The sequence below is a fragment of the Daejeonella sp. genome, from assembly GCF_017495225.1.
In the GTDB taxonomy this organism is placed as follows: domain Bacteria; phylum Bacteroidota; class Bacteroidia; order Sphingobacteriales; family Sphingobacteriaceae; genus Daejeonella.
Genome location: NZ_JAFEIG010000020.1, coordinates 1 through 24,839, shown reverse-complemented (window position 1 = coordinate 24,839; position 24,839 = coordinate 1). Strand labels below are relative to the sequence as shown.

The 24,839-nt window shown below is 35.3% G+C and carries 19 protein-coding genes and 1 other RNA gene; 13 read left to right on the top strand and 7 right to left on the bottom strand.

Translation table 11 applies throughout. The features are described from left to right. The first annotated feature begins 74 nt into the window (after nucleotides 1-74). The 7 genes from QZ136_RS07425 (at nucleotide 75) to QZ136_RS07395 (ending at nucleotide 7,967) form a co-directional block, all read left to right on the top strand. Complete coding sequence (locus tag QZ136_RS07425) at nucleotides 75-497, top strand: GNAT family N-acetyltransferase (protein ID WP_291402004.1); 423 nt, start codon at nucleotides 75-77, stop codon at nucleotides 495-497. A gap of 883 nt (nucleotides 498-1,380) precedes the next feature. Next, a complete protein-coding gene (locus QZ136_RS07420) occupies nucleotides 1,381-1,554 on the top strand; it encodes a hypothetical protein (protein ID WP_291402002.1) in 174 nt (57 codons plus the stop codon). 1 nt (nucleotide 1,555) lies between these two features. Next, the gene (locus QZ136_RS07415; RefSeq protein ID WP_291401999.1) at nucleotides 1,556-2,146 is read left to right on the top strand and encodes a TetR/AcrR family transcriptional regulator; all 591 of its coding nucleotides are present in this window, start codon (nucleotides 1,556-1,558) and stop codon (nucleotides 2,144-2,146) included. Beyond that, nucleotides 2,143-2,433, top strand: a complete 291-nt coding sequence (locus tag QZ136_RS07410) for a hypothetical protein (RefSeq protein ID WP_291401997.1) — start codon at nucleotides 2,143-2,145, stop codon at nucleotides 2,431-2,433. Before QZ136_RS07415 ends, QZ136_RS07410 begins: the two co-directional genes overlap by 4 nt. Before the next feature lie 15 nt (nucleotides 2,434-2,448). Then, the gene (locus tag QZ136_RS07405; RefSeq protein WP_291401995.1) at nucleotides 2,449-3,783 is read left to right on the top strand and encodes a TolC family protein; all 1,335 of its coding nucleotides are present in this window, start codon (nucleotides 2,449-2,451) and stop codon (nucleotides 3,781-3,783) included. A gap of 8 nt (nucleotides 3,784-3,791) precedes the next feature. Next, a complete protein-coding gene (locus tag QZ136_RS07400; RefSeq protein ID WP_291401992.1) occupies nucleotides 3,792-4,862 on the top strand; it encodes an efflux RND transporter periplasmic adaptor subunit in 1,071 nt (356 codons plus the stop codon). A 12-nt stretch (nucleotides 4,863-4,874) separates the two neighbouring features. Beyond that, nucleotides 4,875-7,967 carry an efflux RND transporter permease subunit gene (locus QZ136_RS07395; RefSeq protein WP_291401990.1) on the top strand — a complete coding sequence of 1,031 codons (3,093 nt, stop codon included), beginning with the start codon at nucleotides 4,875-4,877 and terminating at the stop codon, nucleotides 7,965-7,967. 362 nt (nucleotides 7,968-8,329) lie between these two features. Here the strand turns inward: QZ136_RS07395 and QZ136_RS07390 are convergent, their stop codons facing one another. Then, the gene (locus QZ136_RS07390) at nucleotides 8,330-8,551 is read right to left on the bottom strand and encodes a hypothetical protein (RefSeq protein WP_291401988.1); all 222 of its coding nucleotides are present in this window, start codon (nucleotides 8,549-8,551) and stop codon (nucleotides 8,330-8,332) included. 88 nt (nucleotides 8,552-8,639) lie between these two features. Between QZ136_RS07390 and queG the strand changes: the two genes are divergently transcribed. Both queG and QZ136_RS07380 read left to right on the top strand, forming a co-directional pair. After that, nucleotides 8,640-9,578 (top strand): tRNA epoxyqueuosine(34) reductase QueG, encoded by a 939-nt coding sequence (gene queG / locus QZ136_RS07385; RefSeq protein ID WP_291401987.1) that lies wholly within the window; start codon nucleotides 8,640-8,642, stop codon nucleotides 9,576-9,578. A gap of 10 nt (nucleotides 9,579-9,588) precedes the next feature. Then, nucleotides 9,589-10,428, top strand: a complete 840-nt coding sequence (locus QZ136_RS07380; RefSeq protein ID WP_291401984.1) for a hypothetical protein — start codon at nucleotides 9,589-9,591, stop codon at nucleotides 10,426-10,428. A 48-nt stretch (nucleotides 10,429-10,476) separates the two neighbouring features. On the opposite strand, the gene QZ136_RS07375 is transcribed toward QZ136_RS07380, so the two are convergent. The 3 genes from QZ136_RS07375 to mutS all read right to left on the bottom strand — a co-directional run bounded on the left by QZ136_RS07375 (nucleotide 10,477) and on the right by mutS (nucleotide 14,410). Further along, nucleotides 10,477-11,415 carry a 3'-5' exonuclease gene (locus tag QZ136_RS07375; protein WP_291401983.1) on the bottom strand — a complete coding sequence of 313 codons (939 nt, stop codon included), beginning with the start codon at nucleotides 11,413-11,415 and terminating at the stop codon, nucleotides 10,477-10,479. A 4-nt stretch (nucleotides 11,416-11,419) separates the two neighbouring features. After that, the gene (locus tag QZ136_RS07370; RefSeq protein ID WP_291401981.1) at nucleotides 11,420-11,542 is read right to left on the bottom strand and encodes a hypothetical protein; all 123 of its coding nucleotides are present in this window, start codon (nucleotides 11,540-11,542) and stop codon (nucleotides 11,420-11,422) included. Nucleotides 11,543-11,833: 291 nt separating this feature from the next. After that, nucleotides 11,834-14,410, bottom strand: coding sequence for a DNA mismatch repair protein MutS (gene mutS, locus QZ136_RS07365; RefSeq protein ID WP_291402918.1), 2,577 nt, complete (start codon nucleotides 14,408-14,410; stop codon nucleotides 11,834-11,836). A gap of 190 nt (nucleotides 14,411-14,600) precedes the next feature. On the opposite strand from mutS, the gene QZ136_RS07360 reads away from it, so the two are divergent. Then, nucleotides 14,601-15,806 carry an MFS transporter gene (locus tag QZ136_RS07360; RefSeq protein ID WP_291401979.1) on the top strand — a complete coding sequence of 402 codons (1,206 nt, stop codon included), beginning with the start codon at nucleotides 14,601-14,603 and terminating at the stop codon, nucleotides 15,804-15,806. Between the two features lie 12 nt (nucleotides 15,807-15,818). Here the strand turns inward: QZ136_RS07360 and QZ136_RS07355 are convergent, their stop codons facing one another. After that, nucleotides 15,819-16,850 (bottom strand): aldose epimerase family protein, encoded by a 1,032-nt coding sequence (locus tag QZ136_RS07355; protein ID WP_291401977.1) that lies wholly within the window; start codon nucleotides 16,848-16,850, stop codon nucleotides 15,819-15,821. Nucleotides 16,851-16,948: 98 nt separating this feature from the next. On the opposite strand from QZ136_RS07355, the gene QZ136_RS07350 reads away from it, so the two are divergent. Then, the gene (locus QZ136_RS07350; protein WP_291401975.1) at nucleotides 16,949-17,479 is read left to right on the top strand and encodes an RNA methyltransferase; all 531 of its coding nucleotides are present in this window, start codon (nucleotides 16,949-16,951) and stop codon (nucleotides 17,477-17,479) included. 58 nt (nucleotides 17,480-17,537) lie between these two features. On the opposite strand, the gene QZ136_RS07345 is transcribed toward QZ136_RS07350, so the two are convergent. Continuing rightward, on the bottom strand, nucleotides 17,538-19,013 hold the full coding sequence (locus QZ136_RS07345; protein ID WP_291401972.1) for a glutamate synthase subunit beta: 1,476 nt from the start codon (nucleotides 19,011-19,013) through the stop codon (nucleotides 17,538-17,540). Continuing rightward, a complete protein-coding gene (gltB, locus tag QZ136_RS07340; RefSeq protein WP_291401970.1) occupies nucleotides 19,013-23,539 on the bottom strand; it encodes a glutamate synthase large subunit in 4,527 nt (1,508 codons plus the stop codon). Before gltB ends, QZ136_RS07345 begins: the two co-directional genes overlap by 1 nt. A 218-nt stretch (nucleotides 23,540-23,757) precedes the next feature. Between gltB and ffs the strand changes: the two genes are divergently transcribed. Together ffs and fsa are read left to right on the top strand one after the other, a co-directional pair. Further along, an RNA gene (gene ffs / locus QZ136_RS07335) (signal recognition particle sRNA small type) lies at nucleotides 23,758-23,857 on the top strand. 243 nt (nucleotides 23,858-24,100) lie between these two features. After that, nucleotides 24,101-24,760 carry a fructose-6-phosphate aldolase gene (gene fsa, locus QZ136_RS07330; RefSeq protein ID WP_291401968.1) on the top strand — a complete coding sequence of 220 codons (660 nt, stop codon included), beginning with the start codon at nucleotides 24,101-24,103 and terminating at the stop codon, nucleotides 24,758-24,760. Nucleotides 24,761-24,839: the final 79 nt, after the last annotated feature.

The window sequence follows — 24,839 nt, the reverse complement described above, 5'->3', positions numbered from 1 at the left end:
GACACTAGATGTGAGATGTGAGACATTGGATGTGAGATATGAGACATTAGTTAGCAAACATTAAAAACCAGAACTTGAAAGACAAATACATATTCAAATCTGACAGACTTGGTTTTCGGAACTGGACAATGGAAGACTTGACCGAATTTAGTAAAATGAATACGGATTCAGATGTAATGGAACATTTCCCCAAAACTCTGACAAATCAAGATACAGCCAAATTGATTGAACGACTTCAAAGTCATTATGAAAAGAATGGTTACACCTATTTTGCAAATGAAATAGTTAAAACAGGAGAATTTATTGGATTTAGTGGTTTGGCATTTCAGGAATATAAAACCGAATTTAGCCCAGCTACTGATATTGGTTGGCGCTTGAAAAAATCTGCTTGGGGGAAAGGTTATGCAACAGAAGGAGCAAAAAGATGTATTGAATTTGCATTTAGTAAAATAGGGATTGATAAGGTTTTCGCAATTTGTACTGTTAAAAACAATTAATCAGAGAACGTTATGAAAAAAATTGGAATGATAAGAAAAGGTGAATTCAATCACCCAGAATTAAGAGAATTTCCTGAATTTAAAAAATGTGTTTGGTACGAAATAAACAAAGAATAATAACCAGTTCAACAAGAGTTTGGCAAGATTGCGAATTTTGTAATAAATTCACGTTTCGCAAGAAATTTTATCTTAAACAGAAAATAATCAGTTCCGCAGTTTGCAACCTCGCCAAGCGTAGAAACCTTATAAGCAAGCCTAAAAGACGACCGTGCAACCGTAAGACGGACAACAAAACGACTAGACTTTTGATTTCCAAACTAACTTTCGTGCGACAAAAACTCGGTTGAAAATTCCGCTGTACCTAGATACCGACCAGACTAATTTGCCGACACTAAAGCCAACGCAAGATTTTAAAAATTTCCCCACCGCACATTTAATAAAATAAATTTAGCCTACCCACATTGGTACATTTGGGGTTTGCCTCAACACAACTCGACACACAAACAAATCCCAAAAGAGCCAATTACCCACCGAACCAGGATGATTTTCCTCGTATTTTAAAGTTTTCTTGAAAAAAACTTGAAACTGTGAACATAATTTAATTATCTTTGAAGAGTGAATATTCACTTACTTAAAATATAAACGAGATGAACGCTAAAAACAACTTTGCAATAGGCTTCCTGATAATGAGGCTTTTTATCGCTACGGCTTTCTCCTAATATATTAAAAAGACTTTGTACCAGGTAAAGAAGAATGGGTAAACTCATACAGCATAGGAAAACATTTCGAAAGCAGATTGGCTCACGTTCACGGTAACTTGTTTGCCTTTCTAAACATCCTAATTGGCTATTTGCTTTTACATTTCAGAGACAAATTACAAAACGTGAAAACTATTTCTTGGTTGGCACTTACAGGCTTATTAATGCCAATAGGAATATTAACAGAAGTGTATTTTGGCTTACCTCCTGCTTTAGTATTGATCGGTGCAATTGCAATGACCGCATCTGTAGTTTGGTTAGGAATTGCCTTTTTGAAAATGAACTCGATAAACAAATAATATGACTGCAACAATTTCAGATAGACAGCTCGAAATCATTGAAGCAGCAGGAAAAATATTGACTGCTTCGGGAATAAGTGGGCTAACAATTAAGAACTTGGCTAAGGAAATGAAATTTTCTGAAAGTGCCATTTACAGACACTTTACAAGCAAGGAAGAAATCATAATTGCCTTGCTTGAGTATCTTGCTCAAAGTATGGATGAGCGCTATACTAATGCAATTAACAGTGAACAATCGCCCGAAGAAAAATTTATAACGCTGTTTCAAAACCAATTTTCATTCTTTAAAAAGCATCCGCATTTTGTAGTGGCAGTATTCTCTGACGGATTGATGGAAGAAAGTGAACGTATCAATGAAACCATTTTAAAAATTATGAAGGTTAAAATGAAGCACTTGATGCCTATCATAAATGAAGGTCAACAAAAAAACTTTTTCACTAATTCCATTACATCTCATGAGTTAATTCATATCGTGATGGGAACTTTCCGATTACAAATGTATAAATGGAGGGTTGCGAACTTTCAGTTTGATATAAAAAGCAACGGTGACAATATGATTCAGGCTGTATTAACCTTAATTAAATCGAAGTGAAAAATTTAAACGAATTAGACAAACAGGATAGTGATGTATCAGCCATTGAACTATTTAAAGGCGGAATTGGGATAGTTACCGCGATTAATATTAAAAGAAATGGCACTTTGAAGCAACACATCACCAAAACCCCAGCTTTACTAATTTGCGTATCGGGAACGATTAACTATGAGGATGAAAATGAGCAACAATTCAAATTGGAACAAGGCGATTTTGTAAATATTTTACCAAATGTTAAACACTGGCTTTATGCTACTGTTTCTTCTCAACTAGTTTTAATTAAGTAAAAAAAAAAATGACCAATGAAGTTAGTAAACATTCACAAACAAACAGTATTCCTACTATTTTTTTTAATAGGAGTTTATTCATCTCAAGCTCAAGTCAGCACTTTGCAGCAATGTATTGACACAGCACAGATTTATAACAAAAACCTGCAAATGAGCAGAAACAATATGGCTATTGGTGAGCAAAAAAAGAATGAAGCCAAAGCCAATTTAATACCGAAAGTAACAGCCAATGCGGATTACAAGTATTTTACCAATTTGCCATACCAGTTAATGCCATTATCAACATTTAATCCGACAGCTCCAGAAGGTCAGTTTAAAGAAGCTCAATTTGGCGTTCCACACAACATAAATGCAAACTTGCAATTGTCAATGCCTTTGTATAATCCGCAAGTTTACGGAGCAATTCAAACAACTAAAATTGCATCGGAATTAACTGAATTACAATACCTAAAAACTGAAGAGCAAATCTTTTTTGAAATTTCCAATCTGTATTACAATGCACAAATTTTACATAATCAATTGGCATTTATCGACAGCAACTTTGTAAATGCTGAAAGACTTCTAAAAAATATGCAACTACTCAACGAACAATTGCTTGCCAAAGGAACTGATGTAAGCAAGGTGAAATTACAAGTTGCACAATTAACTACACAAAAATTAAGCATAAAAAGTAAATACGAGCAAGTTTTAAATGCGCTGAAATTCAATATGGGTATTTCAATCGAGCAAAATCTACAAATTGAGCCAAACATTCAATATCAAACCGCAAATGAATATACACCTTCGTCAATTTTAGATATTCGTATCATAAAAACTCAAAACCGCTTATTGTTGAGTGAATTAAGCACATTAAACAAATCAAGGTTTTTACCTTCAATAAATCTTATTGGAATGTATGGAACAACAGGTTTTGGATATGACAAGCTACCGAATGATTTTCTAAAATTCTATCCAATTGGTTTTGCCGGTATTCAACTCTCTTATCCACTATTTAACGGAACGGTTACACAACGAAAAATTAATCAGAAAAGATTTGAACTTCATAATAATGAACTTCAATTTGGATTATTTACCGAACAAAATAATATGCAGGTTCAAAATTCAAAAATGCAAAAAGAAGTCGCTAAAAAAACGGTAGAAACAACAACAGAACAAATCCAATTGGCTCAAACAATTTATGATCAAACGATACTTCAACAGAAACTAGGAACAGCAAGTTTAACAGATGTTTTGCTTGCAGACAACGCTTTACGTGAAGCACAACAAACATATCTGACTGCTGTAATTGATTATCTAAAAGCAGATTTAGAACTAAAAAAACTCACAGGAAATATTTCAACAACTAAATAATTGTCACAATGAACACAAAATCATCAATCCTAAAAAAAGCACTCTACGTCATCATTCCGTTGGCGATAATTGCCATTGTGGTAATTAAGTTGAAAAACAACAAAGAAATTACGCAGAGTAAAGTGTATCAATACGATAAAGAACAAGTAAAATATGTTCAGGTAGATACCTTGCAAATTAAAAATGTGAATACCGAAATTTCTTATTCTGGAACATTTGAACCTAATAAGGAAACTAAAATAAGTGCCGAAATACAAGGAAAGATAAATGATGTTTTAGTTGATTTAGGAAGCTATGTGAAAAAAGGTCAATCATTAATTCAGTTGGATAATTCATTATTGAAATTGCAACTGCAAACCATAGAAGTGCAAATTGAAGGTTTGGTAGCAGATATAAACCGTTATACGATTTTAGCTAAAGCAGATGCAATCCAAGGCGTTCAATTAGAAAAGGCGGAGTTAGGTTTGAAATCTGCAAAAGTTCAGAAAGCAACTTTGTTGGAGCAGCTAAACAAAACCACTATTAAAGCACCTTTTAGCGGAGTAGTTACTGCAAAGCTTAGTGAAGAAGGAGCTTTTGCTGCACCGGGCGTTCCATTGCTCCAAATAACAGACATTACAACTTTAAAATTCACCGTAAATGTTGCCGAAAAAGATTTAAGCCAGTTCAAATTAAATCAAAGCTATTCTCTTTCGGCAGATGCTTATTCTGAAATTTTATTGACTGGAAAAACTACTATGATTGGCAGTAAAGCTAATATGGGTAGTAGTTTTCCTGTTCAGTTTACGGTAAATAACACAACCGACTTAAAAATAAAATCTGGGATGTTTGGTAATGTTTTACTCAAAAGCGAAACGTCTGGAAAGGGAATTGTAATTCCGACTTCTGCCATACAAGGCACTGAAAACCAACCGCAAGTTTACATAGTGAAAAATGGCAAAGCCCTTTTGCAAAACATCACTATATCAAATAAAATAAAGAACAAAGCAGTTGTTTCAAATGGATTAAATGTAGGTGATGTAATTGTAACAAATGGCTTCATAAATCTTTTTGAAGGTGCTAATGTAACGGTTAAATAAAATCAGCGAAAAATGAATATTACAGAAATATCAATCAAACGTCCTTCGCTGATTATAGTGCTTTTCAGCGTATTTACTTTATTAGGTTTTATTGGGTATAAAAATTTAAGCTATGAATTAATGCCCGACTTTAATCAGCCAGTAGTTGTAATCAAAACAGTTTATCCAGGTGCTGAACCCAATGAAGTAGAAACATCCGTTTCACGAAAAATAGAAGATGCTTTATCCAATTTGGAAGGTGTAGATTACTTGGTGACAAAGTCATTACCTAATGCTTCTATCATCATAGCCAATCTAAAATATGGGACAGATTTGGATAAGTCAATGCAAGATGCACAACGCTACATTGACAACATTCGCAAAGATTTACCACAGGATATTTTAAGTCCTGTAATGAGCAAAGTTTCGCCAAATGATTTGCCGATAATGTCTATCAGTGCAACAAGTAATTTGTCTGCGACCGAGTTTTATCAAAAAATGAAAGATGATTATCTGCCGCAAATTCAACAAATAAAAGGTGTAGCAGAGATTACTGTTTTAGGTGGAGAAGAAAGAGAAATACAAGTAAAAATAAATCAGGACAAGCTGAAATTGTATAAAATTTCAATGGTTCAGGTTGTTGAAGCAATTAACCGTTCTGGCTTAGACTTACCTGCTGGAAAGGTGCAAACCGATAAAGAAAGTAATTCAGTTCGTTTAACTGGAAAATTTACATCGTTAGAAGACATTAAAAAAGTACAAGTTGCAATGCCTGTTTTAGGAAGTCCAGTTTATGTAAAAGATATAGCAGATATTATTGATGGCATAAAAGAAACGACTTCTATTAGTCGATACAATGGAAAGGATGGTATTGGTTTACTGTTGAAAAAACAAGGCGATGCAAATGCTGTTGATGTTTCAAAAGCAGTTCGGGAGAAATTTAAATCTATCGAACAACAAAATGCCAGTTCGGGTGTGAAATTTATTATTGCAGACGATAGCACCGACAACACGATTGCAGCCGTAAACTCCGTTGTTTTTGACTTGATTTTAGCGGTTCTGTTGGTATCGTTGGTAATGCTTTTATTTCTACGAAGTTTTAGAAATTCCTTAATCGTTTTGGTAGCTATTCCAACATCTTTAGTTACTGCATTCGCTGTGATGTGGCTTTTGGGTTACACCTTAAATTTAATGACCTTGCTTGCAATGTCTTTAATCATTGGTATTTTGGTAGATGATGCTACCGTAGTTTTAGAAAACATTCAAAAGCACTTAGATAAAGGGAAAGACAAAAGATCTGCTGCAATGGATGGCAGAATGGAAATTGGCTTTGCTGCTTTATCCATCACCTTAGTTGACGTTGTGGTTTTTTTACCTATTCTTTTTCTACAAGTGTTTGTTGCTGATATGCTCAAGCAGTTTTCGGTTGTTGTAGTAACTTCTACTCTCACCAGTTTATTGGTTGGTTTTACTTTAACGCCTTGGATGGCTTCACGTATTGGTAAGAAAGAAGATTTACAACCAACCAATTTCTTCAATCGATTTCTACTTTGGTTTGAAATTCAGTTAGAAAACTTTAATGAATGGTATGGTCGCAGATTAGAATGGGTATTGAGCCATAAATTAGCTTTTACAGGTATCGTTATTGTGCTTTTTGCAATGACTTTAGGCATTATGAAACAAGGTATTATTGGTAAAGAATTAATTTCAACAGGCGACCAAGGTAAATTTAGAATGGCATTAGAATTTGATAAGTCCACATCTATACATCAAAACAATTTAATTGCTCAAAAGATTGAAACATACATTATTCAACAACCCGAAGTAGCAACGGTGTTCAGCAATATTGGCGGACCAAGCACGGGCATTGGAAGTTTGGGTGTAGGTTCAGCAAATAAAACTGAATTTACAATTCAACTAAAATCCAAAAAGGAATTGGATAATTTACCTACCGAAACATTTATGAAAAATCTTCGGGAAGAACTAAAGTCAAAATTTCCGAGTATCAATTATTCAATGGCAGCATTGGGTTTAATTCCACGTTCAGCACCAATTGAAATTACGTTAAGCGGTAGCAATTTAGATTTAGTGATGAAAACAGGCGATGAATTGAAAACGGTAATTGAAAAAATTCCAGGAGCTGATAATGTTCGTTTATCTGTTGAAGCAGGAAGTCCCGAATACAAAATTATTCCCGACAAAGATAAAATGCAACGATTAGGTTTAACAACCGCTTATGTTGGATTGAACCTAAGAACTGCATTTACAGGTAATGAAGATGCAACGCTTACTGAGAACGGAACAGAATATCCTGTAAGAATTTGGTTAGATGAATTTAACCGACAAAACTTTGAAGATGTTCAACAACTTTCGATCATTAACCCAATGGGAATACCAGTTGAAGTTTCACAGTTTGCAAGCGTAGAGCAAGACAATTCTCCGTCATTGTTAGAACGAAAAGACCGACAACCAGCAGTTACTTTAACAGCAGACGCATTAGGCAGACCATCAGGAACTGTAGCAGACGATGTAGTAGCATATCTCAAAGAAAATCCATTGCCAAACGGAATACAGATGACTTGGGGTAGCGACATCAAAAGACAGAATGATAGTTTTGGAGCATTAGGTTCTGTTTTACTCATTTCTTTTTTGCTCATTTACCTGATTATGGTAGCACTGTATGACAGTTTTGTTTATCCATTTGTAGTTTTGTTTTCTATTCCAGTAGCAGCAATTGGGGCGTTTTTCGCATTGAATTTGTCGTTAAGCAATTTGAGTTTATTCGCCTTATTGGGTTTAATTATGCTAATGGGCTTAGTAGTAAAAAACGCCATTTTAATTGTCGATTTTACCAATCAATTAAAAGCAGAAGGCAAACATTTCAAAGAAGCATTAATCATTGCGGGAAAAGGTCGTATGCGACCAATCCTAATGACAACGCTTTCAATGGTTGTTGGTATGCTCCCCATTGCAATGGCAACAGGAACAGCAGCCGAATGGAAAAATGGACTGGCATGGGTAATCATTGGCGGACTTCTATCATCTTTAATTTTGACTGTGTTTTTAGTGCCTATGGTCTATTATTTAGTGGACACAGCAAAAGAGAAATTAAACAGAAGAAAATAACTATCACACAGGTGTAAGCACATTTGCAAGTCGCACGAGACAACGCACAGACCAAAAATTGCAAAAGAGCTTACACCTTTAACACCCAAAGAAAAATAATTTTGTAAAATTCCCTTCGCTTCTAAAATTTTTAAAACCGCTACCCACAGCCGACACAAACAGACCCAATCTTAACTCGACAACAACACCGAAACTCACAGTGGACAAGAACTTTACAACTTCGACAGACAGAAGGCCAGCTTGTAACATTATATATGCGATAATTTACCCAAGCGGTCGTACTAAGCATATACTAAACGATATGATACACTAGATTGGAGATTGGATTTCCGTCTCACGTCTCACGTCTCACATCTAATATCTCATGGTACATCTCTAAAAAAGAAAAACCAGACAATTAACAATAAGATAAACATTATCGCAATTATCCAGATTAATGTAAATCCAACACCTTTATCATCCTCCTCATTTAAAGCACTTGGTGAGGGTCCTGGATTTTTTTTATGTTTTTCATAATCGTGTTCAGCGGGGTGCGCTATACTCTTTTCTTCATTATTTACATCCAATTTATTATTTTCCATCATCTTTGGCATTTAGTGAAAAGCTGAATTTATTAGATAACAATCGTCACAATTAAAAGTTTTTATTTGCTTTAAGCTACCTTTGTATCAAATGAAAAGCAATAGCACAAAATATAGCCAACTAATTAAAGCCGAAGCAATGCGCTTGGGTTTTATGGCTTGTGGTATTTCAAAAGCTGTTTTTCTAGAGGAAGAGGCCCCTCGATTGGAAAAATGGCTCCAAAATAATCATCACGGCGAAATGAACTATATGGAAAATCATTTCGACAAACGCCTTGATCCTCGCAAATTAGTTGATGGTGCTAAATCCGTGGTCTCCTTAGCATTAAACTATTATACTGAAGAAAAACAGCAAGATCCTAATGCTCCCAGAATCAGTAAATATGCCTATGGGGATGATTATCATGATGTAATAAAGGAAAAGCTAACCGCCTTATTAGAGTTCATCCGGCAAGAAATTGGGGTTGTTAATGGCCGTTCATTTGTTGATTCGGCGCCTGTTCTCGATAAAGTTTGGGCAAAAAAAGCTGGTTTAGGATGGATTGGCAAAAACACTAACCTGATTAATAAAAAATCAGGTTCTTTCTTTTTTTTAGCCGAATTAATAATCGACTTAGAATTAGATTATGAAGAAGAATCGAGCAAAGATCATTGCGGAACATGCACCAAATGTATAGATTCCTGTCCTACCGATGCAATAATTGCTCCTTATGTAGTAGATGGTAGTCGATGTATTTCATATTTAAGCATCGAATTAAAAAATGAAATTCCTAAAGAATTTAAAGGCAAAATGGATAATTGGATGTTCGGATGCGATATCTGCCAGGATGTTTGTCCTTGGAATAAATTCTCTATCCTCCACTCAGAACCAAGATTCCAACCTAAAGAAGAATTACTCAACCTAAGTCAAAGAGATTGGCAAGAGATCACTGAAGATACATTCAAGAAAGTCTTTAAGAATTCGGCTGTAAAAAGAACAAAATTTAGTGGCTTAAAACGAAATATTGATTTTCTTTATTCAATAAAATAAATAAGGAAAAATGAAAAACATTCTTATTATCCTCCTATTCTTAACTTCTTCATTCAGTTATGGTCAGATTTTAAAAATTAAAAATCGATCTATCAACGCATTAAGTGGTTCTGAATTCTCTAAAAGTATTCGTGATACAAATCTTAGTTTAGATAAACGGGAAGAAATTATATTTAAAGAAGTTAAATCGGGAAACATTCCCAATTTTTATCGTCAATTAGTTGAAATCAGAGACACAATTTTAATCGACAATGTTCAGCAAAGTATAAAATATTATGTTTTACCTGATTTCCTTGCCATCGGTAGCGATCAAGATTATTTCTATTGTCCAATGCGACCTCAATTAGCTCAAAAAATAGCAAAATACTTAAAATGTAGTCTGCCAACACGTAAAATATCAGATAAAATTTATCAATCTGCACAAGTGAAATTAAGCCCACAACCGATTCCCCCTTCTAAAGAAATGATAACAGTTCCAGTTTTTGAAAAGCATAATTTGATGGTTCAAGAACAAAGGAAAAATAGCTTAGAAAAGTTCCCAAACGGGCATTTAGTTACAGGAAATAAAAAGGACGTGGTAATTTCTAATAAAATTTTTAACGACAAAGGCTCACTAAGAGTGGTAATTTACGGCTGGCATAAATCAGATGGGAGGCCAATACAACCCCTTTATAACGGACATTCAACAATACATGTCGATTATAGTCATGGCATAAGACTAGTTCAAAATAAAGTTTTGCTAAATGATAAAAGGTCTACTGTTCAAAAAATTCTTAAGTCGGAAGAATTATATGAATTATTAAGTGATGAAGGCAGAATTGAAAAGCCCTTTTACCCTATTAAATTATAATACATAAGCCATTGTTAATCAGGTATTTATATACTAGATCCTAAACAATTACTTACCAAATTTCATTTTTAGTTGGTCTAGCATATCATTATTGATAGGCTTAATTTCTTCTTTTACTTTATTTGGATTAACTGGAGAAGATTTTGCATTTAGGGATTGTTTTTCATTTTTCAATTGCTCCTTTTTTGCATTCATTCGGTTCCATATTTTTTCAAGACAACGCTTAGTATAAAGTGGGAAATCTCCATTTAACATCCAATTATAATAGCTTGGTTCGGCTTGAAAAACCTCTTCTACAGGTCTGCCTTTATGTTTTCCAAAGTTAATTACTTCAAGGCCATCCTCATTATAAACCAATCTAGCAGCAAAATCGACTGGTTTATTTAGGTTTGTAAATTTATGTAATGCCTCAATATTATTTTGAACAGGTTTAGATTTTTCTCCCTTTTTATCTTCCCATTCCACATTTTCATATTTGGCAATTTGAGCTTTTAAAACTTCATAAGTTGCTTTGATATCAGCTTCGGCAGAATGAGCGTTTTCAATATTTTTACCACAATAAAATAAATAAGCGGCTTTTAGCGTACGCTGTTCCATTTGGTGGAAAATATTTTGAACATCAACAAATTTTCTATTTTCAATATCAAAATCTATCCCATTGCGTAGAAATTCCTCCATTAAAACAGGAATATCAAAGCGATTTGAATTATAACCTGCTAAATCACAATCATCTAAAAAACGTGCAAGCTCCTCACCTACCTGCTTAAAAGTAGGTTCATGCTTAATATCTTCATCATAAATACCATGTACCAAGGATGATTCAAGCGGAATAGGTATTCCTGGATTAATACGTAGTGTTTTTATTTCTTCTGTACCATCAGGCATTGCTTTCAATATAGATATTTCCACAATACGGTCGGAAGCCACATTTACACCTGTAGTTTCAAGATCAAAAAAAGCAAGAGGACGTTTTAAATTTAATTTCATACGATTAACTAAAGATTATTATTCCTACCAATATTCCAATAATCATGATAAAATACATGAGAATTTCGGTTGTGGCAAAGCGTTTATATTTCATCCAGAATGTGTAATCGCCTGTGTTTTTGCTCATAGAATCCGGTGATGTAATTTTGTAAAATTACAGAATAAATTAGAGAGTTTAGGGAATATTAGAAAAAGGAACAAGGAACCAAGAGTAAGGATAAAGAACAAATGTTATTATTTATCTATTTTCTCACATCAAATATATCACATCTTTTGTCTCACATCTAAAAATTGTCTGAACTATGATTTATTTGATTTGGATGATTTCGGAGATTCTTGGATAATTATCAAATATCTATTGTCTCATATCTCACATCTAATATCTCATATCTACCTACTAATTACTACCTACTAAATACTAAGACTTCAACACCCTTTGAATCTCATCCAATTTCATCAAAGCTTCTACTGGAGTAAGGGTATTTACCTCAAGATTATTTAGCATATCTCTAATTTTGACCAAAATTGGATCGTCGATAGAGAACATTTGTAATTGATAAGCCTGTTTCTGAACTTTTTTGAGACTATCTTTGATATCTTCACCACCGGTACGCTCTTGTTCTAATCGTTTTAGTATCTCATTTGCCCTGGAAACTAATTTAGGAGGCATTCCAGCCATTTTAGCGACATGAATACCAAAACTATGCTCACTGCCACCTGGGACGAGCTTACGTAAGAAAATGACCTTGTTAGAGAGTTCTTTTACAGAAACATTGAAATTCTTGATTCGTGGGAAAGTGTTCGTTAGCTCATTTAGCTCATGATAATGGGTGGCAAACAAGGTCTTAGCTTGTGCAGTGGGATGATTATGTAAAAATTCAGCAATTGACCATGCAATTGAAATACCGTCGTAGGTGCTTGTCCCGCGACCAATTTCATCCATTAAAATCAGACTTCTTGGCGATAAATTATTTAAAATACTAGCTGTTTCGTTCATCTCAACCATGAAAGTTGATTCGCCAGTAGTTAAATTATCTGATGCACCAACACGGGTAAAAATTTTATCTACAATACCAATTTGAGCTTCCTTAGCAGGTACAAAACAGCCCATTTGAGCCATTAAAACAATTAATCCAGTTTGTCTTAACAAAGCAGATTTACCCGACATATTGGGACCCGTAATGATAATAATCTGTTGCGTATCACTATCCAAAAACACATCGTTTGTGATATACTCCTCTCCTAGTGGAAGATTTTTCTCTATTACCGGATGTCTGCCCCCTTTAATATCAATGATAGTACTATTATCAATTATTGGCTTGACATAATAATTTTTAATAGCCAATGTGGCAAAATTTAAAAGAACGTCAAGCTGCGCAACTAATTGAGCATTAAGCTGTATTGGTTTTATATACTCCGATAAAGCATAAGTAAGCTCATTATATAAACGAGTCTCGAGTACTAAAATCTTTTCTTCAGCACCAAGAATTTGTTCTTCATACTCTTTTAATTCGGGGGTAATATAGCGTTCAGCATTTACAAGCGTTTGCTTTCGTAACCATTCAGTTGGAACTTTATCCTTGTGGGTATGAGTTACTTCCAAATAATAGCCAAAAACATTATTAAAGGCTACTTTTAGTGAAGGAATACCCGTTATTTCTGCCTCACGTTTTTGAATTTCTAATAAATAACCCTTTCCACCAAAAGCAATTTTCCTTAGTCGATCGAGCTCTTCATCCACCCCATCGGCAATCACATTACCTTTGATAATAAGAACCGGAGGATCAGGATTGAGCTCAGTTTCTATTTTTTCGCGAATAAGTAAGCATGGATTTAACTGCTCTGCAATACTTTTTAAAGCATAATTATCAGCGTTTTGGCAGAGCTCTTTCAGATTAAAAATGGCATAAAGAGCTCTTTTAAGCTGCATAACCTCCCTAGGATTAGCCTTTTGGAGACCAATTTTTGAAATTAATCGCTCTAAATCACCAATCTGCTTTAACTCATGCAGTAATTTTTCGCGCAAATCGTCATCATTCATCAAAAACTCAACCACATCCAATCGCTCTTGAATAGGTTTCAGTTCTTTCAGCGGCATAATTATCCAACGACGTAGCAATCGAGCCCCCATTGGTGAACAAGTTTGATCTAGAACATCAACCAAACTGACTGCGTTTTCATTTGAAGAACCAATTAATTCTAAATTTCGAATTGTGAATCGGTCGAGCCACATATAACGATCTTCCTCAATTCTAGCAATCGAGGAAACATGTTGAAGGTTACGATGCTCGGTCTCATTTAAATAATGTAGCGCTACTCCAGCTGCAGTTATTGCTAGCGGAAATTTATCAATTCCGAAGCCTTTAAGCGACTTTACTTCAAAGTGCTTCAATAAAAATTCAGTAGCATAATCGCCACTATAAGCCCAATCATCAAGGTGGTAGGTATAAAATCGATCACCAAAAGTCTCGATAAAATCACGCTGCCTACTTTTCTGGAAAATTACTTCACTAGGTTTAAAACTTTGTAAAAGCTTGTCAATATAATCGGCATTACCTTGCGCGACTAAAAATTCGCCAGTAGAGATATCTATAAAAGCAATTCCGAAAGAATTTTTCTCAAAATAAAGCGACGCCAAATAATTATTGGTGTTCTGCTGAATAATATTATCACTGTAAGAAACACCAGGAGTAACAAGTTCAGTCACACCCCGTTTTACAATAGTTTTGGTTGTTTTAGGATCCTCTAATTGATCACAAATAGCCACTCTTTGACCTGCTCTAACCAATTTTGGAAGATATGTCTCAAGTGAATGATGTGGAAAACCAGCTAATTCGGTATGAGTACCCGACCCATTCCCACGTTTAGTGAGTACAATTCCGAGGATACCAGACGCTTTTACAGCATCTTCACCAAATGTTTCATAAAAATCTCCCACACGGAATAGTAGCAATGCACCAGGGTATTTGGCCTTGATGGCATTGTATTGCTTCATTAAAGGAGTTTCCTTCTGTTCAACCTTCTTCGACAAATCTTTTATTTTTAAAAGAATAAAGTTAATGGATTAAAAGGTTTTTAGAAGATTTGTGAGAAAATTTTAAAATATTTTTGGCAAGAAAATAAATTTAAATCCTAATAATCTTAAAGAACATTCACAAAACCCTCACAAAAATCTATCTTTGAATGTGCTAAATAATACCCTTAAAATTTATAAAAATGCCTTTTCGGGACTAAGCAAAGAGAATTGGTATTTATCTCTTGTGATGCTTATAAACCGTAGCGGGACTATGGTTGTGCCTTTTCTTACCATTTATTGCACTCAGAAATTAAACTTTAGCATTGTACAAGCAGGTACAATAATGGCATTATTCGGACTAGGTTCTGTGTTTGGGGCATTTATAGGTGGAAAAATTACAGATAAGCTTGGTTTTTACTATTTACAAGTTGGAGCCTTAATTAGTGGAGGATTCATGTTTATTACCCTCGCTTTTTTAGAAACTTTTGTAAGCTTAGCCATAGGAACTTTTATTTTAAGCATGTGCAACGAAGGTTTCCGACCTGCAAACTCCTCAGCAGTAGCATTTTATAGTACTGAAAAGACCCGTACAAGATCTTATTCATTAAATCGGATAGCTATTAATTTAGGTTGGTCCTTTGGTGGCGCAATGGGTGGTTTTTTTGCATCTATTGATTATCATTTATTGTTTTTTGTAGATGGTTTTACTAATATTCTTGCTGCTCTAATTCTCATAAAACTATTACCTGCAGTTAAAAAGGTAAAGAATGAAGACAAATCTATTGAAAGAAAAATCACTAAATCAGCTTATCGCGATAAGCCTTATTTAGCATTCATTCTTTTAAGCACTTTATTTGCATCCTGTTTTTTCCAATTATTTACCCTTCAACCCGTATTTTATAAAACAGAATGGCATTTAAGTGAAATATTTATTGGCGGATTAATGGCCTTAAATGGTTTATTAATTGTGGGATTTGAGATGCTTTTGATCAATAAAATTGAAGGTAAGAAACCCAGTTTGTATTTTATCGGACTAGGCACAATAATCACCGGTTTTTCTTTTGCAATATTGGATATCCTTCCCGCTTTAGCACTTGTTGCAATCCTTTCAACGATTATTATTTCATTTGGAGAAATGTTTGCCATGCCATTTATGAATACCTTTTGGACAAGCAGATCGAATGATAGTAATCGCGGTGAATATGCTGGACTTTATACCATTTCATGGTCTGTAGCGCAAATAATCGGACCTCTTTACGGTTCATTTTTAGTCGAATTTGGTGGTTATTCGCTATATTGGTGGACAATTAGCGGAATCTGCATGCTCACAGCAAGTGGATTTTTCTTGTTAAATTATTTAACAGGAAAGAAATAATATTTATTTTAATTAAATACTATCAATTCGATATCGAGTCTGATGGCTATAAATTTTACCTGGGCGAAGTATAGTTGAAGGGAAATTAGCTAGGTGAACTGCATTGCAATGATGCTGAGTTTCGAAACAAAAAGCCGTTAAAGGTTCATAAATTTGACCATTTTTTCCAGAATTAATACCTAGATGATTTCCTGTATAAAAATGAACCGTTGGCTCATCCGTAAAGACCTCCAATTTAATCCCGCTTTTTTCTGAATAAGCTGAAGCGGCATATCCCAAAGTCCCATATTCTTTATCTATAACAAAAGATTGATCGTATCCTAAATTAGAGTCCCAATTTTGTCTAATTGGTTTAGAAACATTAAAATCAAATTTTGTGTCTTTAACCGCTAAAATTTCGCCATTGGCAACATAATCATCATGTTGACCTAAAAAATTAGAAGCTGATATTTGAACAAAGTGATCATCAATTCTTCCCGAACCATTCAAATTAAAATAATCGTGATGAGTTAAATTAATAGCAGTTGCTTTATCAGTGCTAGCTTCGGTTGAAATAATTAATTCATTGTTGTTAGTTAGAGAAAAACTAATATAAACAAGCAAATTACCTGGATAACCTTCTTCCAAATCTTTACTCAAATAAGAGAATTTAAGTAATTGATCATTATAATCTACAAGCTTCCAAACCTTTCTATCAAAACCTTCAAAGCCACCATGAAGCTGATGAGGAGGTAAATTGGGACTAATCGGGAAAGTTTGCCCATCAATTAATATTTGTGAATTTTCTACCCTATTTGCATAGCGACCAATTATTGCACCTAGGTAGGTCATAGTTTTTAAATACTCTGGATCTAAATATTGTTCCATTTCATCAAAACCTAAAACAATATCAATTAATTTTCCGTCGCGCGGGACTTTAAAAGATTGAATTATAGCTCCCAAATTACTGATACATACCTCTAGCCCATTACTATTTGTAAGGGTAAACAGAAAAACATCATCACCATGATGTTGAAACAAAGGTTGAGATTTATGTATTTTCATTTTGTGTTTGGGGTATTTATTTAATGCATCAAAATAAGGCAAAAATGAATAATAATAAAAAATAAGGCTGATTTAATTCAAAGAAGCTATTTTTGAAGATGCGAAAATTAAAAACGGAAGAATTAGGCCGTGTAGGTATTGATGACTTTAAAAAACAAGAGAAATTACCTTTAGTAGTAATTTTAGACAATGTGCGTAGTATGCACAATATTGGATCTATATTTCGCACTTCTGATGGTTTTGCTATCGAGAAAATATACCTATGTGGAATTACAGCGCAACCACCACACCGAGAAATTGAAAAGACTGCTTTAGGTGCTACGCAATCTATCGAATGGATATATTTTGAGGATGTTTGCGATGCTATAAATACCTTAAAATCAGATGGATATAAGATAATTGCTATCGAGCAAGCTGAAAACAGTACGCTATTAAATCACTATCAACCTGAGATATCTGATAAGTATGCATTAATTTTTGGAAATGAGGTAAATGGTGTAAGTGATGAAGCGATGCAAATGATTGATACATGCATCGAAATACCACAATTTGGAACCAAACACTCCTTTAATATTGTAGTTTCTGCAGGAATTGTATTATGGGATTTTTTCGCGAAATTGAAATTATGACAATAAAAATGCCCTGATTTAAAAAAATTATAAATCAGGGCGAAATTTAACCTTAAAATTAAACATTTACATATTCATTGATTCGATCTTTACTTGGAAGATTACTTTTACCCATAAGAAATTCATCCGCTTTACGTGCAGCTTCCCTACCTTCAGAAATTGCCCAAACAACCAATGATTGTCCCCTACGCATATCTCCAGCAGCAAAAACCTTCTGAATATTAGTCTGATATTGACCTTCCACCGCCTTCACATTCCCACGATTATCAAGCTCTAAACCCGAGTTTTGTATAAGTCCCTGATGCTGAGCATGTAAAAAGCCCATTGCTAGTAAAACCAACTGACAAGGAATCTCTCTTTCAGAGCCTTCCACTTCATCAAATTTAATTGGACGGCCTAAAGGATCAAGCTCCCAGCTCACATCTGAAACTAAAATTGCCCTTAAATTACCCTGTGAATCACCCAAAAATTCTTTGGTATTAATCCCCCAAAAGCGCTCACAACCTTCCTCATGCGAGCTTGTAGTTTTAAGCAACATGGGATAGCTTGGCCAAGGCATGTTTTCATTCCTTTGTTTCGGGGGTTGAACCATCAATTCAAACTGTTTTACTGAATTTGCATGTTGTCTGTTGGATGTCCCCACACAATCAGAACCAGTATCACCACCACCAATAACAACCACATCTCTCCCTTTGGCATGAATTCTTTCTCCGGGAATAGCAAGGTTACTTACTTCCTTATTTTGCTGTTTTAGGAAGTCCATAGCAAAGTGAATACCCTTTAAATCGCGCCCAGGAATAGTTAAATTTCTAGGAATAGTTGACCCAGCGGCCATAATTACAGCATCATGACGATCAATAAATGCTTTCATATCATCCTTTACACCTACTTCAGTATTGCAAATAAATTGAATTCCCTCCTGCTTCATAATTTCAATACGGCGGTCAATAACCGACTTTTCGAGTTTAAAATCAGGAATCCCATATCTCAATAAACCACCCGGTTGATCATCACGTTCATAAACAGTTACGCTATGTCCAGCTTTATTCATTTGAGCTGCGGCAGCCAAACCAGCTGGTCCAGAGCCAATAATTGCTACCCTTTTATCTGTTTTAAGGATTGGCGAATTGGGCTTCACAAAACCCTTCGAAAAGGCTATTTCAATGATATGCCTTTCAATCTCTTCAATTGCAACTGCAGGTTTATTAATACCTAAAACACATGCAGATTCGCAAGGAGCGGGACAAATTCTACCAGTAAACTCAGGAAAGTTGTTGGTAGATGAAAGAATGAGATAAGCATCTTCCCACTTTCCTTGATATACAGCATCATTAAACTCAGGAATAACATTGCCGAGTGGGCAACCCGAATGGCAAAAAGGAACACCACAATTCATGCATCGGGCAGCTTGTTGATTCAATTTTTCAGGCTCAAACTCCTGCACAAATTCATTATAATTTTCCAAACGCTCTTGAGGGGCATTTTTTTGAGGAAGCTCCCTATCAAATTCTAAAAATCCTGTAACTTTTCCCATTATCCTGCTGATTGTTGTAATTGTTGATTATTTAAAACTCGCTTGTATTCAGTCGGGAATACTTTTATAAATGATGAAGAAGCATTTTCCCAGTCCTCAAGAATATACTTAGCGACCTGACTTTGAGTGAGTAAAACATGTTTTTTGAGTAAATTTTGAATCTCCACTTCATCATTTGGAGTAAGTGGATCTAGTTCTACCATTTCGGTATTGCAGTTTTCAGCAAAAGTATGCTCTGGATCATAAACCCAAGCAATGCCTCCGCTCATACCTGCGGCAAAGTTTCGGCCTGTTTTACCTAAAATTAATGCTCTTCCACCTGTCATGTATTCACAACCATGATCACCTACACCTTCAACTACTGCGGTAGCCCCCGAGTTTCTAACGGCAAAACGTTCACCAGCTTGCCCCCTTACAAATAATTCGCCGGAGGTGGCACCATACAGGGCAACATTTCCAATAATGATATTGTCCTGAGATAGAATTTTACTGTTTTGAGCAGGATAAATCACTAATTGAGCACCTGAAAGCCCCTTTCCAACATAATCATTCGCTTCACCTGTAAGTTCAAAAGAAATCCCTTTTGTACAAAAAGCACCAAAACTTTGTCCAGCAGACCCCTTAAACTTAAAATTAACCGTATTTTGAGGTAATCCTGCAGATTGATACTTTTTAGTAATTTCATTTGAAAGAAGAGTACCGGTTGTACGATCCGTATTTTTGATGTCGAATTCAGCAAAAACAGGTTCTTTGCTATCAATAGCTTTATTTGCATGAGCTAATAATTTCCAATCAAGCACATGATCTAAATTATGATCTTGTTTTTCGCTATTGTAGAGTGTCATACCTGAAGGATTATCCATAGAGTATAGAATAGCCGACAAATCGATATTTTTAACTTTCCAATGATCCACATCATCACGCATTTTAAGGAATTGAACCCTTCCAACCATATCATTTATGGTTCTAAATCCGAGTTCGGCCATTATTTCACGTAACTCTTCAGCAATAAACCTAAATAGATTAACGATATGCTCAGGCTTACCAGAGAACAGCTTTCTTAATTCAGGATCTTGGGTAGCAACACCTACGGGACAAGTATTTAAATGGCATTTACGCATCATTATACAACCCCCTGCAACAAGTGCAGCGGTAGCAACTCCCCACTCTTCAGCACCCAAAAGAGTAGCAATAGCTATGTCTTTACCCGTTTTCAACTGACCGTCGGTTTGAAGAACTACTCTACTTCTTAATTTATTTTTAACAAGCGTTTGTTGCGCCTCTGCCAGTCCAAGCTCCCATGGTAAACCCGCATGTTTAATAGAAGTTAAAGGCGAAGCACCCGTACCTCCATCGTATCCTGCAATCAGAATTACATCAGCATGAGCCTTAGCTACACCGGCAGCAATGGTACCAACACCTGCCTTTGAGACCAGTTTAACACTGATTCGAGCATCACGATTTGCATTTTTAAGGTCGAAAATTAGCTGAGCTAAATCCTCAATAGAGTAAATATCGTGATGAGGAGGTGGAGAAATCAGTCCCACACCAGGAGTAGCATGTCTTACTTTCGCAATCCATTCATCTACTTTATCGCCTGGTAACTGTCCTCCTTCACCCGGTTTAGCTCCCTGAGCCATTTTTATCTGTAGTTCATCCGCATTGGTTAAATAATTGGCTGTTACGCCAAACCTTCCAGATGCAATTTGCTTAATTGAAGAGCGCATAGAACTACCATCGGCCATTGGTTCATATCTCAATTCATCCTCTCCACCTTCACCGGTATTGCTTTTTGCGCCAATACTATTCATGGCTATAGCAAGTGTGCTATGAGCTTCGTGGGATATTGAGCCAAAAGACATCGCACCTGTCGCAAAACGCTTTAAAATAGCTTCTACGGGCTCTACCTCATCCAATGGCACTGGCTGGCGGTGATGTGCAAAGTCTAGAAGCCCACGAATGGTGTACAAGGCATCCGTTTGTTTATTAATATGCTTGGCGTAATTTTTATAAATTTCGTAGTTATTAGTCCTGGTAGCATGTTGCAATAAATGAATCGTTTCAGGATTAAAAAGATGAGCTTCCCCTTTTCTTTTCCATTGATAAACACCTCCTTCAGGCAATAATTTAGCTTCCACACCAGAGCGTCTGAAGCCTAAATAATGCTTACGTAAAGCTTCTTCGGCAAGATCGTCAAGACCCATTCCACTGATTCTTGAAACAGCACCAGTAAAATATTGATCGATAACATCTTGATTTAAACCAATAATCTCAAAAATTTGAGCTCCATGATACGATTGAAGAGTAGATATTCCCATTTTAGAGAATATTTTCAATAGACCATCATTAATTGACTTTGTATAATTTTTATATAAAGCCTTCAAGTCCAGCTGAGTATCTATCTTTTCATCTGTTTTTAGTTTACGTATTGTTGCTAAAGCAAGGTAAGGGTTGACTGCTGTAGCACCGAATGCAATTAGACAAGCGAAATGATGCACTTCCCATACATCTCCAGCTTCAACCATAATTCCAACGGCACCACGTAAACCCTTTTTAATTAGGTGGTGATGAACGGCAGAAACGGCAAGTAAAGAAGGAATTGGGGCATGCTCAGAGTCGATGGCACGATCTGATAGGATTAAGACCTCAAAACCATCGTGAACTGCATCTTCAGCATATCGGCACAAACGTTCCAGACCTCTTTGAAGAGATCCTGCATGCCCATCAGCTTTAAAATAAGTCTGTAAAGTTTTAGCTTGAAAAGAACCTGTATCAATACTTCTAATTTTTTCAAGTTCTGTATTATTTAATACAGGATGAGGTAATGCTACACAATGACAATGCATTTTATCCTCATCAAGGATATTGCCATTATTACCCATAAATCCGGCTAAGCTCATCACCAATCGTTCTCTAATAGGATCAATGGGCGGATTTGTAACTTGCGCAAATAATTGTTTAAAGTAATTGGATAAATGCTGCGGACGATCAGAAAATACGGCTAAAGGTGTGTCTGTCCCCATTGAACCCACAGCCTCTTTACCCGTTAGCGCCATTGGCAATATTAAAGTTTCTATATCTTCACGAGAAAAACCAAAAACCTGTTGATATTTAAAAGTAGATTCATTTGATAATTGCGTAAAGGCTACTCGAGGCTCATCAAGATCTTCCAACCTGATTTTATAATTTTCAAGCCAAGTACCATAAGGTTGTTGTGAGGTAATTACTTTCTTAATTTCATCATCTTCAATTATTTGACCTTTGATGGTATCTACAACGAGCATTTTACCGGGTTGCAAACGACCTTTTTTTATCACTTTTGATTCATCAACCGGCAAAACTCCAGCTTCGGAAGCTACAATAATTTGATCATCACTTGTGATTACAAATCGTTGAGGTCTTAGGCCATTACGATCAAGGGTTGCCCCTATTAGATGACCATCAGTAAAAGCGATTGCTGCTGGTCCATCCCAAGGCTCAATTAATGTGGCATGGTATTCATAAAATGCTTTGGTAGCAGGATCCATCTGTTCATTGCCATCCCAAGCCTCGGGAATAAGCATCATCATGACATGAGGCAAAGATCTACCGCAGTGGAAAAGCAATTCAATGACATTGTCTAAACAAGCTGAGTCCGATTGATTATTATCAATTACAGGCAAGAGCATATCCATTTCATCTTTTGAGAAAAAAGGAGATGCAAAAGAGCGAATACCCGAATAAAACCAATTTAAATTACCTTTCAAGGTGTTTATTTCTCCATTATGCGCTATAAACCGGAAAGGTTGAGCAAGGCGCCAAGATGGGAAGGTATTGGTAGAAAATCGGGAATGAATCATCCCAAAGGCAGAAGTTAATTGTACTTCATTTAAATCCGGGAAATAAATTCGTACCTGACTACTAGTAAATTCACCCTTGTAGATGATAATATTTTGAGATAGAGAAACGATATAGAATTGTTGCTCGGCACCTAAAACAGTTTCTCTAACAGTTTTAGTTATATGATTTTTAAGGACATATAATTTACGTTCAAAATCAGCGGGAGTATGAATATTTGCAGGTTTAGCAATAAAAATTTGCTCAATATCAGGCTCAGAAGAAAAGGCTGCTTCGCCAATAATTCCTGCATTAACAGGCACTTTACGATATCCCAATATGCTGAGGCCTAATTTTTCGGCCGACTTAGCAATAGCCCTACGACAAGCCTCTTTAATGGTAGCCTTTTTAGGAAGGAATAACATACCCACACCATAATCACCTTCCTTATCTAGATGAATATTGATTTTTAGAGCTTCTTGTTTTAGAAAATCGTGAGGAATCTGAATTAAGATTCCTGCACCATCACCAGAATCAGGATCACAACCGCAAGCACCACGGTGTTCCATATTTTCTAAAATAGTTAGTGCATCACTTACAATCTGGTGAGATTTACGCCCTTTAATATTAGCGATGAAACCAACCCCACAAGCATCATGCTCCATTGATGAGTTGTATAAACCTTGAGTTTGCTCGTCTTTATTTGTCATTAATATTTATTGATTTATTTTTTTCCTAAAATAGGCAAAAAACAACAAAATTGCTTAATTGACAATGATTTTTATAATTAAGTTAAAATAATATTATACAAAATCAATATTTTTATGATTTTAATAATGAATAAATATATTTTTTATAAATATTGTATTTCAACTATCTAATTTTAAGCTTAGGAGCAATATTTCCAATTTTTTATTACTTTTGTGACGGGCAAGTCTTTTACGACCAGCTCCCTTTGAACTCCCCCAGGGTGGGAACGCAGCAAGGGTAGAAGGTTGTAGCGGTGCGATAAAAGGTGCTTGCCCATTTTTTTTTTAATTGGGCGATTGTCTATGAATTTTAACATCCATTTTCAGGATTACAATTCAAATCTTTTTTTTCTTAAAAAGCCAAATCCTTATCGATTATTAGTTTTGAAATTTAATTCATGCAGGTATGCATGTATTGGATTTTATTTTTCAAAAATCAGTTTTTGTCTCTAAAAAATATAGAATAAATTTACATCAAACAACACATACAATTCACAACAGCAAATAATAAAACAAATTGAAATGAAGTTCTTTATAGACACTGCAAACCTAGCCCAAATTAAGGAAGCTCAGGCATTAGGAATATTAGATGGAGTAACAACAAATCCTAGCCTTATGGCTAAAGAGGGCATTACTGGCGACCAGAATGTTATTAATCATTATAAAGCTATTTGTGCTTTAGTTGATGGTGATGTGAGTGCGGAGGTTATTTCAACCGACTTTGAAAACATGGTTAAGGAGGGAGAAATTTTGGCTGCCTTAGATCCTAAAATTGTGGTAAAAGTTCCAATGATTGCAGAGGGAATTAAAGCCATAAAATACTTTAGTTCGAAGGGTATTAAAACCAATTGCACCTTAGTTTTCTCGTCTGGGCAAGCTCTTTTAGCTGCAAAAGTAGGTGCAACTTATGTTTCTCCATTTATTGGACGTCTTGATGATGTTTCAACAGATGGTTTAACATTAATTGAAGACATTCGTTTAATTTATGATAATTACGGATTTGATACACAAATCTTGGCTGCCTCTGTTCGTCATCCAATGCACATTATGAATTGTGCTAAGATAGGTGCTGACGTAATTACTGGTCCGCTTTCAGCAATGATAGCTTTATCAAAACATCCATTAACCGATATTGGTTTAGCACAGTTTCTTGCAGATCATGCGAAAGCTGCTGGTAAATAATTAGGAATAATTTAAAAAAGAAAAGAGGCTGTATCATAAATCATGATCAGCCTCTTTTTATTTTCAGGGAATAACTTTC

Coding starts and splice junctions, on each gene's coding strand:
- QZ136_RS07390 (WP_291401988.1), bottom strand. CDS start 8,551: ATGATGGAAAATAATAAATTGGATGTAAATAATGAAGAAAAGAGTATA.
- QZ136_RS07415 (WP_291401999.1), top strand. CDS start 1,556: ATGACTGCAACAATTTCAGATAGACAGCTCGAAATCATTGAAGCAGCA.
- QZ136_RS07400 (WP_291401992.1), top strand. CDS start 3,792: ATGAACACAAAATCATCAATCCTAAAAAAAGCACTCTACGTCATCATT.
- QZ136_RS07395 (WP_291401990.1), top strand. CDS start 4,875: ATGAATATTACAGAAATATCAATCAAACGTCCTTCGCTGATTATAGTG.
- QZ136_RS07375 (WP_291401983.1), bottom strand. CDS start 11,415: ATGAAATTAAATTTAAAACGTCCTCTTGCTTTTTTTGATCTTGAAACT.
- QZ136_RS07355 (WP_291401977.1), bottom strand. CDS start 16,850: ATGAAAATACATAAATCTCAACCTTTGTTTCAACATCATGGTGATGAT.
- QZ136_RS07370 (WP_291401981.1), bottom strand. CDS start 11,542: ATGAGCAAAAACACAGGCGATTACACATTCTGGATGAAATATAAACGC.
- QZ136_RS07345 (WP_291401972.1), bottom strand. CDS start 19,013: ATGGGAAAAGTTACAGGATTTTTAGAATTTGATAGGGAGCTTCCTCAA.
- fsa (WP_291401968.1), top strand. CDS start 24,101: ATGAAGTTCTTTATAGACACTGCAAACCTAGCCCAAATTAAGGAAGCT.
- QZ136_RS07380 (WP_291401984.1), top strand. CDS start 9,589: ATGAAAAACATTCTTATTATCCTCCTATTCTTAACTTCTTCATTCAGT.
- mutS (WP_291402918.1), bottom strand. CDS start 14,410: ATGAAGCAATACAATGCCATCAAGGCCAAATACCCTGGTGCATTGCTA.
- QZ136_RS07350 (WP_291401975.1), top strand. CDS start 16,949: ATGCGAAAATTAAAAACGGAAGAATTAGGCCGTGTAGGTATTGATGAC.
- gltB (WP_291401970.1), bottom strand. CDS start 23,539: ATGACAAATAAAGACGAGCAAACTCAAGGTTTATACAACTCATCAATG.
- QZ136_RS07405 (WP_291401995.1), top strand. CDS start 2,449: ATGAAGTTAGTAAACATTCACAAACAAACAGTATTCCTACTATTTTTT.
- queG (WP_291401987.1), top strand. CDS start 8,640: ATGAAAAGCAATAGCACAAAATATAGCCAACTAATTAAAGCCGAAGCA.